Here is a 14356-nt window from a genome sequence, read left to right on the forward strand (position 1 = left end):
AACAACTACACTACATTCCCTTAACGACTGCTTAATAACTACCAATTATTAAGAAAACTCTTAACCCATCATGATTAAAAAAATTAGCATCCTCCTAACTGTTCTTCTAGTTTCTATAAACGTAATCGCTCAAAGAGTCAATGCATTTGCTAGAGCAACATCCATTTCAGGTACTACATTCAATGTAGCCAACGTTGAAGAAAATGACGATTCATTTGAAATCGGTGAACGAATCATTGTCATGCAAATGCAAGATAACGTCATCGGTAGCAATACTAACAATAACTCATCTTTCGGAAATCTAAACAATATTCAGTCTGCAGGTTTGTATGAAATCCGAACCATTTCGGGGATTACTGAATCTAGTGGAACTCCCATTTCAATCACCGTATCCACTTCGCTTACTAACACTTACAACACTGGAACAAATTCAAGAGTTCAATTAATCTCTTTCCCCACTTTAGGAAGTCCTGATTATACAACCACTGCAAATATGACCACTAGAAATTGGAATGGGAATATCGGTGGAGTTAGCGCATTCGAAGTTTTAGGAACTTTTACCTTAGCTCACAATATCAATGCAGATAACAGTGGGTTTAGAGGTGGAGCTAGAGATGATAATAATGCAGGAAATTGCGACAACACCACATACCGCTCAGCTGCTTCAGGTGCATTCGCTGGAAAAGGAGAAGGTATTTATTTAAACACTAATACTACTTATGAAGAAGGTAAAGGTAAAATTCTTAATGGTGGCGGCGGCGGAAACGAACACAACGGCGGTGGCGGTGGCGGCGGAAACTACTCAGCAGGAGGCAATGGTGGAAGAGGATGGAACTGTACCGCACCTAATTCTGCAGGTGGATTAGGCGGAATTGGACTTAGTGCACATATCGGAGCATCTAGAATCTTTATGGGAGGCGGCGGTGGTGGTGGTGAAGGAAATAACGCCGTTGCAACTGATGGTGGAAGAGGTGGTGGAATTATTATCATTCGTGCTAATGAAATCGTAACCACAGGAAGCTGCGGTCAACGTACAATAAGCGCAAATGGTCAAAATTCGAGTAATGCCGGAAATGATGGAGCCGGTGGTGCTGGGGCAGGTGGATCTATAGTGATTCAAGTGAATTCTTGGAATATTGCCGCTACTTGTGAGGTTCTCGTTAGAGCAAATGGTGGAAATGGTGGAATTTCAAATACCGGCAATGCTCATGGTGGCGGAGGTGGTGGTGGCCAAGGTACAGTGATTTATTCCATAACCCAACCAACAACAAACACTACAACTCAGACACAAAACGGAAATGGAGGCTGCGATAATAATTCTTCTCCATGTAATAGCACTACCTCTGGCGGTGGAACTGGCGCTAGCGATACTGGCATTATAGATGAAGCAGCGACTGGACCATTACCAATTCAATTGGATTATTTCAATGCAATAAAAAAAGTAAATAGCGTATTACTTGAATGGAAGACCTTTACTGAGATCAATAATGATTTTTTCACTGTAGAAAGATCAATAGATGGAAAAAACTGGGAGACTTTAATTACTGAAAAAGGTCAAGGAAACTCAACCACGGAAAGATACTATTCAAAAATTGACTGGAGTCCATATAATGGAACCTCTTATTATCGATTAAGACAAACCGACTTTAATGGTAAGTCTACAACCCACGGGATGCAAGCTATTAATAGAGAAAAAAGTAGTGTAGTTAGAATTTATCCTAATCCTGCTAAGAATGAAATAATAATTGAAATAGATCAGCATGAAGCACTAATCAATATTAAAGATTTGTTCGGTAATTTAATTTATTATGGTTCTCAAAATGGTGTATCCAATAGCATTGATATTTCACATTTAAAACCGGGAGTCTACATCGTAGAGGTGAATCAGAAAAACAATAGTACAATAAGAAGATTAGTGAAAGAGTAACTACTCCAAAACTTCAACCACAAAATCAGGTAAGTTAGGAGCACTAGCATTGTTATTTTTTATACTTCCATCAGGTCTTATTATCACAAACTTTGGAAGATTTGAAACAATAATATTTTCAGTTTGAGATAGCTCAACTGATTCTAAAGTAAACCACATGATGGAATTTCTATAGCTATCTCCTACCCAATAGTGATTATTAGATAAAGGTAATGTATCGCTATAGGTAAACCAATCATCTAAATTATGGTCTACGGATATTTTTATAAACACCAATGAATCATTTGCCAAAGTTTTACTGATGGAATCAAAAGAATGAATCAAATTTACAGCCGGTTTCGACCAAGTTGACCATACATTAATGACTACTGTTTTTCCATAAAATTCTGCAAAATCGATATCATCAGCGTCTAAGTTTATCATTCTGAAAGGCAATAGAAATTCTCCGTTTAATGCTTGTTGCATCATCCCAACCTTCTTTTCATTATTGGATGAGAATCCACTTCCATTTTGAGCTAATAACCAAGGAGTAGAAAATAAAATAAAAAAGACTGAAACAATTATTTTCATCAATGACACTGGCATTTATATTTCATTTTGGTAGAGATTTCTACTTGTTGTATGACCAATAATTTCATATACTTCTGTTTTGATATTACCACTGATTGTATCCTCTCGAGGGTTAAATATATAAGTTTTCAAGATAGCTGAAGAAGGAAATTCATTAATTGTGTATACAAAGTCAAACTTTATCGATTTGTCAGGTGCTATTTTTGCAGAAGTCAACGGCCCCACTCCTCCATAGCTATATACTTCATGAGTTACAGAATCTTCTACTGAGAAAATAATTTGATGCGTCTTTTCGATGTTCATATTTGTAAAACTACCTATACATCTTACGAAGATTGGGCTCTGCCTCAAAGTGGGAGTCAAATCATAAAACATATTGTTTCCATCAAATTGTAAGGTATACTCTTTTATTTTTCGTCTAGGCAAAAACTTATTTCTTTCAAAAAGAGTTAATTGAGAAATTGAATCTACATGAAGTTCATGATACTTCTCTCGAATATTAGGTCTTAACTCCTCTAACTGAATAATGTAATCTAATAACGTATCTTCTTCCGATCGAGCTAGTTGAAACGCACGAATAGGATATCCATTCCTTTTAGATAATTCATCGTCCAACTGCCAAAATCTCGCTCCCGTTGCCGGAGGAGTTCCGTTGACTTCATCAGGGACTAAGCTTAATAGTTCTTCATCAAAATGTTCATAATAATAAATCTTTGTATGAGTAAAATTAAAATTCACCACGAAAAAGAATAATGTAATTCCAAACACCGGAATATATAAGAATCGCCAAGAATATTGATCAATTATAAAAGTTAAACTCCCAAAAAATAGAAACACAAAATATGCGGCAGCTCTATTTTCAGGATAAAATATTCCAAAAATTAGATTTTGCATTAAAACACCGAGGACTCCTACAATTAGGAAAGTTTGAAATATATTTTTACTCGAAAATGGATTCCTCTCATTTAAAATTGAAAACAATAGCTGAGTGCAAATTGCCAAAAATACCAAGGTTAATGCACCATCTATCCAACTGCTTCCAGTATGCCACATTAGTTCTGTTAATGAGTGAATGGTTGTGACATAAAAATCAGAATCTGCTCCTAAATATAGCTTACCTACTTTCTGTAAATGAAAAGAGTACATTATTGCAAGAGCAATGGGCAACAAGGAAAAAAGGATAAATCCCACTCCCCATTTTTGATTTCTGCGAATACTAAACACAAGTAGAATGAGGATGCCAAACAAGGCTAAAGGCAATAAAGATAAATTAGAATAAATGGCAAAAACCCATCCTAATAAAGCCAATCCAATATTTCGTGTTTTTTTCTCTTCAAAATAATAGGTCGTTTGTAGTAAAGCAAAAGTCATGAATGAAAATGATAAACCATACCCCCTTGCTATACTAAAAAACTCCAGAAAAAAGCTGGTTAAACAGATACTTAAAATAAGAAATAAAGTACTCCATTTCGATTTTAAATATTTCCCAAACCCTGCCAATGAATAATAAAATAAAGGAAATGCGAAGATGCTTGGTAGCCTGAATACCCAAATAGATTCTGAATTAAAAATTCTATAAAAAAGTCCGCCTAAAAAACTTAATAAAAAATGGTTATTTGCGTCTACATATCCTGTAAAAGGCAAAAAATTCCAATCAATCATGTACCCATTTTTAGTCATGATTTCATCATTGACATAAAAAACAAGAACTGCTCTTAATATTACATAGATGAAGAGTAAGACAAAAATTGAATGAACAGCGAAACGATCAATTATATTTTTTTGCTTCTCCATTCTATCGGACTTACTTTTTATTACTTTTCATTTCGACAGCTACTTTACCTTTAAAAAATTCAAATGATAAAAGTGAAAGTCAGGGTTAGGTAGGTCTATAGTAAATCCTTTAACCATCCCTTCTTTAACATCAAATTTAACATAGCCTTCCGGTAGGAATCCATCTTTAAACTTGATTTGGAAAACATCTCCTTCCCAAGGCAACATTTCACTGTTGAACAATTGTTTGGCAGGAACTAGAGTAAGTTTAAGGCTCTTTTTCTCAAAAGTTACAATGGCTTTACCATACATTTTATCTTCATAAGTACCTGCATATTGTTCTAAATTTAAAGATGGTTTTAATTTCTTGTTTCTTGCTTCAATTTTCTCTAGCCTTTCCTTCTCTAATCTTTCCTCATATCGTTTAGAAAAACCCAAATACAAATCAGCCCAATCCTTCGCATCTTTCGTTTCTAAAAATTCATCCAATATTTTATACATCAAAGCTGCTGGTAGAGAAGATTCGTCATTTGTTAAAATCACAAAACCTAAATTCTCTTCAGGAACAAATCCTATTTTAGAGATAAATCCTGGTAATCCACCACCGTGATGAGCAACCTTTTTACCTTGGTAATCGAACAAGAACCAACCTAATCCATAACCTTTAAAGTGAATACCGTTTGACTCTTCAAAACTAGAAACTGACTGTGGAGTTTGCAACGAAAGGATGTGCCGTACCGTTTTTGATTTCAATAAAGTATCCCCGTTAAAAATCCCATTATTAATCCACATTTTCAACCAATTACTTAAATCCATCACACTAGAATTTAAAGCAGCAGCGCCACCCGAATTATCGTAATTCAAAAACAAAGATGCCGTTCCTTTCACATGGGGAATCGCTAAATTATCTGCTTTAGTAAACTGATTGGTGGATGTTTTAGAAGTGGTCATTTGTAAAGGCCCGAAGAATCGAGTCTCAATAAATTTGTCCCAACTCATACCACTCACTTTGGCTACTACTTCTCCTGCAACAATAAACATGATGTTGTTGTACCCGTATTCTTTTCTGAAAGATGTTTTGTTTGGCAACTTGGAGATTCTACTCATGATTTCTGCACGAGAATAGTCCGTACCGTACCACAATAAATCTCCGTCGAAAGTATTATAACCAGAACGGTGAGCTAGCAAATCTTCAACTGTAAAATTTTGAGTCGCATAATCATCATACAATTTAAAGGAGGGCAATATATCCACCACTTTATCGTCCCATTTCAATTTGCCTTCGTCAACTAACATTCCAATCGCTGCAGCGGTAAACGCTTTACTCAAAGATGCAATCCCGAAAACAGCATTCACATCCATTGGAGTGTTGGTTTCTTTATTTTTCAAACCATAAGCATTTTGAAAAACAATTTGCTGATCTTTTACAATCGCTACTGTCATACCTGCAATACCGTAATTTTTAAATGCCTCTCTAATGTAGGCATCCAATTCAGCATATTCACCCTTTACAACCTGACTCGGGTTTCTATCGATAGGCGCATCTTCTACTCTTTCTCTTGCAACTTGTGCTACCGAAACAACACTTAAAAAACTAAATACTAGCGCAATACTTATTTTCTTTATCATTTTATTTATGTTTAATACGATCCATTTCTCTTTCTAACTAACCACTCTAAGGCGAGTAAACCTAAAATTAAAAAGAAAATCCATTTTAAATTTATCAACTCTGAGAGTTTTATCTGTGAGTAGGAAACTGATGTAATATCTTCCCTCGAATCTAGCTCATTCATTATTTCTTCCATTTGATTCGGAAAATACACGGTGCCACCACCCTGACGACTCAATTCTTGCATTAATCCAAAATTAGCTTGCAGATTATTCCCCTCAACATCAATCGGCAATACAGACAAAGTACCAGTTTCTTTTAATGCCTTTCCCGCATAATTTACAGTGGCGATATAACTATATTCCCCAACTTCTAGCTTACCTGCATTTAAATAATACTTTTGGTTAGTGGGGCTATAACTAAATGGATATTCTCGGCCGTCTTGATTCTTTAGGACAATGCTTACCTCAGCATCGTTGACCAATTCATAACTTTCATTATACAATTCTGCATCAAAAACAACATCTTCGTTGGCCAAAAAGTCATTTTTAGTAGTCACCCTAAACAGACTTTTATCTACTTTCAATGACAAATATTGAACTGTCTTTCCCAACAATTCTTGAAAATTAGCCGTTGTCTGATTTCGTTCATAATCTGACAAACTCCATCTCCACAAACCTTCACCCAAAATAAAGCCCCATTTCTGACTTTCATCTTGAATAAAAAACCACAACGGTGTTTGAGTTTCTACTTTAGAAATCTTTTGATTGAGTAGTGTAAACGATGGTTTCGTAATAACCACATTACCAAAAGGAGCAGCTAAAGGTGGGAAATATGATAATTGCTTCCCTGTAGACTCTTCTATTTTGAATAGTGGAAATGTTGGATTCAACACACCTGTCACTTCATTGGTTTGTTTTCCTCTAGACTCTATGGTAACGCCTAACTTCAGCTCGTTGACCAAAGCAGTTGAAGTCTGATTACTAATAACGAACAAAGCAGACTTATTATTCAGCTCTGATTTAATTCGAGCCGACTGAGCTGCGCTGTTTGGAATCCCATGATAAATAATCAAATTATATGGTGCTGAGTTTCCTTTAAAATTAGATATCAACTGCACATCGACTTCGTAATTTTGATTGAGCTCAACGTTTCGTTTGATGGCTGCCACATCAGGGTGTGGAGCATTGGCCAAGATCAAAATCTTTTCCTTTCCATCTAGTACATCAATATAGATCGATTTACTATTGTTCACCGTGCTCATTTCTCCTGCAACTTCGGATAATGTAACCGTATACTTTTGCAGACCTACGGCCGTAGCTTCAAGTAAAATTGGCAACTCTTTGAAATAGTCTGCTGTTTTTATAGTCAACACATCGGAGAATACTACTTTTCCATTGTGTGAAACGTTTAATGTCGTTTTAGAGCCGTTTAACTTTTGTGCGTTTACCGCAACCGATATTGGAAATTGGTTTCCTTTAAAAGCAATTTTATTGGCAACAACTTTACTTAGCAATAGGTCTTTATTGATGCTCGTATCTCCTAGAATTACAGAATAAATCGGGAAATTAAAATTAGACGAAACAAACAATGGATTTGACCCCGTATTGTAGATACCATCGGAAGCCAATATTAATGCGCCTACATTTCTATTGCTATAGCGATTTTCAATGTCATCGATAACCTTGGAAATATCGGTTTGTGGTGCAGTGTAATCAATGGTTCCACCCTCTTCCAATTCATTGCCAAAGGTGTAGGCTTTTACTTCATAATTTTCACTCAACTGCTTTTTTAACTCTTCAAGTTGAGCTAAATAGTCGGTCTTGTAAAAACTAGAATCTTTATTTAATAATATACTTTGAGAGTTATCTTGCGCAAAAAGCACAATTGGTGGCTCCACTTCTCGCTCCAAATGTTTGATGTAAGGAGACAACAGTAAAAAAGCCAACACAGATACCGCTACAAAACGAAGTGCGGCCAATCCCTTCACTTGCCATCCGACAAATTCACTATGTTTCTTATTGTTCCAATACAGAATAAAAGCATAAATACCCCCTAAGGTCAAGCAAAAAAGAATAAACCAAAGGGGGTATTTTGTAATGATAGAAAAATCCACTATAAGATCTTATTTAGGTGCTTATTAAGTCAGCATTGCGCCACATACATTGATGGTTTGCCCAGAAACGTATGCAGATAAATCAGACGCCAAGAACAAACAAACGTTGGCTACATCTTCAGTTTCACCCGGACGACCCAACGGAATACCTTTTAACCAACCTTGCATCACATCTTCTCCTAATTCTGCTGTCATTTCTGTAGCGATGAATCCTGGAGCAATGGCATTGCATCGGATATTTCTAGAACCCAACTCTTTCGCGATAGATTTAGTGAATCCAATAATTCCTGCTTTAGAAGCGGCATAGTTCGATTGTCCTGCATTTCCATTTACTCCAACTACTGAACTCATGTTGATAATAGAGCCAGAACGTTGTTTCAACATGGTGCGCTGAACATGCTTTGTAATATTGAATACTGATTTTAAATTCACATCGATTACTTGCTGGAAGTTCTCTTCAGACATTCTCATCAACAAACCATCACGTGTAATTCCTGCGTTGTTCACCACGATATCAATCGTTCCAAATTCTGCAACGACATCATTGATCAATTTTTCTGCTTGTGCATAATCTGCAGCATCAGACTGATAACCTTTTGCTTTTACACCAAAAGCAGCCAATTCTTTTTCTACTTCTGCTGCTCTGTCAGGAGATGACACATATGTAAAAGCCACTTGAGCACCTTGCTCAGCAAACTTTACCGCTACTCCTTTTCCTATTCCTCTTGTAGCTCCTGTGATTAAGGCTACCTTTCCTTCTAATAATTTCATGTATGTTGTATTAATCGAATTCGAACTACCAAATATAAGTAAAGACTGTTGTAAAATGGTAAGAAAAGTGGAGATAATGAAGATGAGTGTGAATTGTTCAGTTTGGTTCACATCGACTCACTTCAGCTTCGCTCAATAAACGAAGCTAAACAACCAAATATCAGCAAAAAAACAAAAACAATTAATCTCATTGATTAGCAAAAGTGTTCATTTAAATTACAAGAAGAATTAGTTTTTTAACTTAGAGTACCCATTTTCAAATAGTCCATAAGTGTCTTTATTCTTCGGGGGATTTGATGACTCCGGTGCCTGAATGAAGCCGAAGGCAGAGGAATTATATTTATAGCGGCTATGAATTAATTCCAATCATATTTTTTGAAAATTTGTAACTACGAATTAAGTGAAATCGATATTTCTCATCTTCTTCTCCGAGAAATTTAATTCCAATGGATTTCAACAATTTACTAATCTCCCACATTTGCTTAAAATTATAATCAATAAAATGAATTTTCCTTCCCGACTTGAGGTACAAAATATAAATGGGAAAAGATATTGAACTCAACCCAACTCCCTTTAGATAAGATTTTTTCGATTTACTAAAGCCAATAACATCTACTTTATCAAAGCTTTTTGAATATATCAATGGAAAATAACCAAGTAGTAATCTTTCTCCCTTTATTGCAAGAAAGTTTGGCTCTTGATATATATTCTGCCCTACCAATAAGACAATCAACAATAAGAATACAAATATTATAATCGGAATTAACTCAAACTTCAAGATAGTAACTGAAGTGCTAATGATGAAAAATATAGGTGAAATTAAAATTAACAATGAAATTAATCTCAGAATAAAACATACATAATTGGTCTTTGCTCTTTTCATAAATCTATAACACATAGAGAGTACCAAATATAATCAATCTCCTAATCAACCTATTTACCCAACAAAAAAAGCCCTTTATCTCTTCCGAGATAAAGGGCTTCGTATATTTAATATGAAAGAATCTTAAGCAGTAACGCCCATCAATCCAGCCATTTTTGCACCAATTTCAGCAGGAGATTCTGCTACTGTAATACCACAAGCAGCCATAATCTTCATCTTAGCCTCAGCAGTATCATCAGCTCCACCAACAATCGCACCTGCGTGACCCATTGTTCTTCCTGCAGGAGCAGTTTGACCAGCAATAAAACCAACTACTGGCTTCGTACCGTTTTCTTTAATCCAATTAGCAGCATCAGCTTCCATATTACCACCGATTTCACCAATCATGATGATACCCTCAGTTTCTGGATCGTTCATTAATAACTCCACTGCTTCTTTAGTAGTTGTTCCAATAATTGGATCTCCACCGATACCAATAGCTGTAGTAATTCCCATACCTGCTTTTACTACTTGGTCTGCTGCCTCATACGTTAATGTACCAGACTTAGAAACAATACCGATTTTTCCTTTCTTGAAAACGAATCCAGGCATAATACCCACTTTCGCTTCTCCTGGAGTAATCACACCTGGACAGTTAGGACCTACTAAACGACAATCTTTATCAGAAATGTAATTTTTTACCGCGATCATGTCCTTCGTAGGAATTCCTTCAGTAATACAGATAATCACTTTGATACCTGCCTCAGCAGCTTCCATAATTGCATCGGCAGCAAAAGCCGGTGGAACAAAGATGATAGAAACATCAGCTCCTGTCTCCTTTACCGCATCTGCTACAGTATTAAATACTGGCTTGTCTAAATGAGTTTGTCCACCTTTATTAGGAGTAACACCACCCACTACATTTGTACCATACTCAATCATTTGACCTGCATGGAAAGTTCCTTCACTACCGGTAAATCCTTGAACGATTACCTTTGAATTTTTATTTACTAGAACACTCATTATTTGCGTTTTATTTTTTCTTTAAAAAGGATTTTTTAACGAGCCCAAATTTATGCTTTTATGCCTTCAACTGCAAAGCATATCTACATAAATAAATGAACAAAAATTAAATTCTTCCTTTTAGGTAACTCGATTTCCTTTTGAATGTAGGGAGTTTTGCTATTTTTGAGCCATGAAAAAATGGGGATTAATTCTACTTTTATTGGTTTCAGCCCAAGTTGTAAGCGCTCATAAGTTTTATGTTAGCCTCACACAAATCAACTACAACTCCAAAACAAAATCAATTGAGGTCACTCTCAAACTTTTTACCGATGACTTAGAATTGTCCACCACTAACTTTTCTAAAAAAACAGTAAAAATTATCAATGCAGAAGATTCAGACGTCGAAATTGCGAACTATATAAAAGATAAATTCTCAATATCCATAAATAATAAGGTTCAAGTATTAAATTATTTGGGCAAAGAAATGGAAAATGATGTCAGTTGGTGTTATTTAGAAATCAAAAATGTAACAGACATACAATCAATAAAAATTAATAATCGAATTTTCACAGAGCAGTTTCCCGATCAAAAAAACCTGATTCATCTAAATGTAAACGGAGTAGAGGAAAGCGCTGTTCTTACAAAAAACACGACCACCTTTTTAATTGAACTATAATGGATTTTGGCATCTATTTTACCTTGGGCTTAGAACATATTACCGACATTAATGGTTTCGATCATATGTTATTTATAGCAGCGCTAATGGCACCATTTGCAATAAAAGATTATAAACAAATTTTAATTTTGGTGACGGCCTTCACTGTTGGTCATTCATTGACATTGGCCTTGGCATCGTTAAAAATCATTCCGTTTAATCCAACAGTCATCGAATTATTAATTCCGGTGACGATTTTCATTACCGGAATATATAATCTAATAAGAAAGGAATCTGCCACAAATTCTAAAACCATAAGTTACCTCATCGCTCTAATTTTTGGTTTAATACATGGGATGGGGTTCTCCAATTTTTTCCAATCACTTTTAGGGAAAGAAAGTTCTATTGTCAAGCCTTTATTTGCTTTCAATTTAGGTGTTGAAGCTGGTCAAATCCTATTTGTTTTCATTCTATTGTCAATACAATTCTTACTTTTAAGGATTTTAAAATTCAAATTTAGTTGGTGGAAGAATGCGCTAAGTACGTTAGCTGTCGTTGTTTCTGCTTTTCTTTTTACTCAACAAATCATATCTTAATATATGAAATACAAACATTTACTTTCTTTAAGTAGTGCTCTATTTTTAACAGTTGTATGCTTCGCACAAAGCGAAAACACCAATAAGAGTTATTTCAAGCAATTGTACGATGAATTACCTACACCAAACTCCTTCCGCACTGCCTCAGGATATCCGGGACATCAATATTATCAGCAAAAAGCTGATTATGTGATGGACATCGTTTTGGATGATGAGAAGCAAACCATCACGGGTTCTGAAACGGTAACTTATACCAATAACTCTCCCGATGTATTGCCATATTTATGGGTTCAGCTGGATCAAAACATGCGAGCAAAAGATTCGGATACACGTAAGATTCAATCAATGAGTATCGGAGATAGCTTAAGTTTTGAAGCACTGGATAAATACATCAATCCTTTTGATGGTGGGTTTAAATTAGAGAAAGTAACTGATAGTAGAGGAAATAAATTGGACTATACCATCAATAAGACAATGATGCGTATTGACTTACCTCAACCATTGAAGCCGGGAGCAACGACTTCATTTAAAATTGATTGGTGGTACAACATCAACGATCGCATGAAAATTGGTGGTAGATCAGGTTATGAATATTTCGAAGAAGAAGACAATTACCTTTATACTATTGCTCAGTTTTTCCCAAGAATGGCTGTCTATAATGATGCTGAAGGATGGCAAAACAAGCAATTTCTAGGAAGAGGAGAATTTACCTTACCTTTTGGCGATTACCAAGTAAACATTACCGTTCCGTCTGACCATGTGGTTGCTGCAACTGGTGAGCTACAAAACTCTTCTGAGGTAATGACTTCTGCACAAAGAAAGCGTTTTGCGGAAGCAAGAAACAATACCACAGCGCCGGTATTGATCATTACTCAGAAAGAAGCAGAAGAAAACGAAAAAGAGAAAGCGAAAGGAACAAAGACATGGAAGTTTAAAGCAAGCAATGTGCGTGATTTTGGATTCGCTTCATCACGTAAGTTTATATGGGACGCTATGGCAGTTAAGTTTGGCAACAGAACCGTGATGGCGATGTCGTATTACCCCAAAGAAGGAAATCCTTTATGGGAACAGTACTCAACTCGAGCTGTAGCGCATACTTTGAGAAGCTATTCTGAACATACATTTGATTATCCTTATCCGGTTGCGATATCTGTAAATGCAAAAAGCATCGGAATGGAATACCCCATGATTTGTTTCAATTATGGTCGACCTGAAGAAGACGGCACCTATAAAGAGCGAATAAAATATGGAGTAATTTCAGTAATCATTCACGAAGTAGGACACAATTTCTTCCCAATGATTGTCAACTCAGACGAACGTCAATGGACGTGGATGGACGAAGGATTGAATACTTTTTGCCAATACATGGCGGAACAAGAATGGGACATCAACTATCCTTCAAGAAGAGGCCCTGCTTATAAGATTGTAGATTACATGAAAGGGGACAAAAGCAACATTTCTCCCATTATGACCAATTCAGAGTCCATTTTTCAGTTTGGAAATAATGCTTACGGGAAGCCAGCAACAGCTTTAAACATTTTGCGTGAAACTATCATGGGCCGAGAGTTGTTTGATTTTGCTTTTAAACAATATGCCCAAACATGGATGTTCAAACATCCCACACCTGCTGATTTCTTTCGTTTAATGGAAGATGCGTCAGCAGTAGATTTGGATTGGTTTTGGAGAGGTTGGTTTTTTACCACTGACCACGTTGACATTGCTATTGACAATGTGCAATGGTTGCAAGTTGACTCGAGAAATCCTTCCAAAGAAATGGCATTTCAACGAGAGCAAGCGAATAAAGATGAGGAGGCATTTATTGGCACGATTAGAAACAAAGAATTGAAACCGAAAAATGTTGTAGTAACCGACACAAAGGCGAATGACTTTTACAATTCATACGACCCCTTTGAACCTACAAAAATTGACGAAAAGGCTTATGAAAACTATATGAATTCATTAGATGATGTTCAAAAATCTACTTTAGAACAACCTTTAAATTTATATGATGTCACCTTTTCTACTCCAGGTGGAATTCCAATGCCAATCATTGTTGAGTTTGAATTTACGGATGGTAGTAAGGTCAAAGAGTATATTCCTGCTGAAGTATGGAGAATGGGAGATAAAACCATCAAAAAATTATTCTATTTCGAAAAAGAAGTGGTAGGATTAAACCTTGATCCAAACTTGGAAACTGCAGACATCAATAGAAATAACAACTATTGGCCTGCAAGAATTGAGCCCAGTAGATTTAAACTTTATAAGGAGAAAGAATCGAAAGAAAAAGAGAATCCAATGCAAAGGATGAAAAGAGCCGAAGAAATGGATTAATCTAATATTAAACTCAATTTGAAATGGTCAATTATTATAGCATAATTGGCCATTTTCTTTTTACTGTGTGACAATTAGAAATGAATTTTAATTCAACAAAAGTATTCACAAAGAATAATGGTACCCATTTAGGAATACTAT

11 protein-coding genes are annotated in these 14356 nt (G+C 35.8%); 4 read left to right on the plus strand and 7 right to left on the minus strand.

Features of this window, described 5'->3' with window-relative positions:
• The first annotated feature begins 70 nt into the window (after positions 1-70).
• Positions 71-1927, plus strand: a complete 1857-nt coding sequence (locus GQN54_RS07300) for a T9SS type A sorting domain-containing protein (protein ID WP_160632876.1) — start codon at positions 71-73, stop codon at positions 1925-1927.
• Here the strand turns inward: GQN54_RS07300 and GQN54_RS07305 are convergent, their stop codons facing one another.
• The 7 genes from GQN54_RS07305 to sucD form a co-directional block, all read right to left on the minus strand.
• Positions 1928-2512, minus strand: coding sequence for a thioredoxin-like domain-containing protein (locus GQN54_RS07305; protein WP_160632877.1), 585 nt, complete (start codon positions 2510-2512; stop codon positions 1928-1930). It abuts the gene before it with no gap.
• Positions 2513-4291 (minus strand): ArnT family glycosyltransferase, encoded by a 1779-nt coding sequence (locus GQN54_RS07310; RefSeq protein WP_160632878.1) that lies wholly within the window; start codon positions 4289-4291, stop codon positions 2513-2515.
• 39 nt (positions 4292-4330) lie between these two features.
• Complete coding sequence (locus tag GQN54_RS07315; RefSeq protein ID WP_160632879.1) at positions 4331-5899, minus strand: serine hydrolase; 1569 nt, start codon at positions 5897-5899, stop codon at positions 4331-4333.
• 11 nt (positions 5900-5910) lie between these two features.
• Positions 5911-7944 carry a hypothetical protein gene (locus GQN54_RS07320; protein ID WP_160632880.1) on the minus strand — a complete coding sequence of 678 codons (2034 nt, stop codon included), beginning with the start codon at positions 7942-7944 and terminating at the stop codon, positions 5911-5913.
• Positions 7945-8019: 75 nt separating this feature from the next.
• Positions 8020-8766 carry a 3-oxoacyl-[acyl-carrier-protein] reductase gene (gene fabG, locus GQN54_RS07325; protein ID WP_160632881.1) on the minus strand — a complete coding sequence of 249 codons (747 nt, stop codon included), beginning with the start codon at positions 8764-8766 and terminating at the stop codon, positions 8020-8022.
• A 349-nt stretch (positions 8767-9115) separates the two neighbouring features.
• Entirely contained in the window at positions 9116-9649 is a 534-nt protein-coding gene (locus GQN54_RS07330; RefSeq protein WP_160632882.1) for a hypothetical protein, read from the minus strand.
• A gap of 123 nt (positions 9650-9772) precedes the next feature.
• The gene (gene sucD, locus GQN54_RS07335; protein ID WP_160632883.1) at positions 9773-10651 is read right to left on the minus strand and encodes a succinate--CoA ligase subunit alpha; all 879 of its coding nucleotides are present in this window, start codon (positions 10649-10651) and stop codon (positions 9773-9775) included.
• A 172-nt stretch (positions 10652-10823) separates the two neighbouring features.
• On the opposite strand from sucD, the gene GQN54_RS07340 reads away from it, so the two are divergent.
• The 3 genes from GQN54_RS07340 to GQN54_RS07350 are packed head-to-tail and all read left to right on the plus strand — an operon-like array spanning position 10824 to position 14215.
• A complete protein-coding gene (locus GQN54_RS07340; RefSeq protein WP_160632884.1) occupies positions 10824-11309 on the plus strand; it encodes a DUF6702 family protein in 486 nt (161 codons plus the stop codon).
• Positions 11309-11884: a HupE/UreJ family protein gene (locus GQN54_RS07345; protein WP_160632885.1), complete on the plus strand. Its 576-nt coding sequence runs from the start codon at positions 11309-11311 to the stop codon at positions 11882-11884. The genes GQN54_RS07340 and GQN54_RS07345 overlap by 1 nt, the downstream gene beginning before the upstream one ends.
• Positions 11885-11887: 3 nt before the next feature.
• Positions 11888-14215, plus strand: a complete 2328-nt coding sequence (locus GQN54_RS07350) for a M1 family metallopeptidase (RefSeq protein WP_160632886.1) — start codon at positions 11888-11890, stop codon at positions 14213-14215.
• Positions 14216-14356: the final 141 nt, after the last annotated feature.

Source organism: Acidiluteibacter ferrifornacis, from assembly GCF_009909615.1.
Lineage (GTDB): Bacteria > Bacteroidota > Bacteroidia > Flavobacteriales_E > Vicingaceae > Acidiluteibacter > Acidiluteibacter ferrifornacis.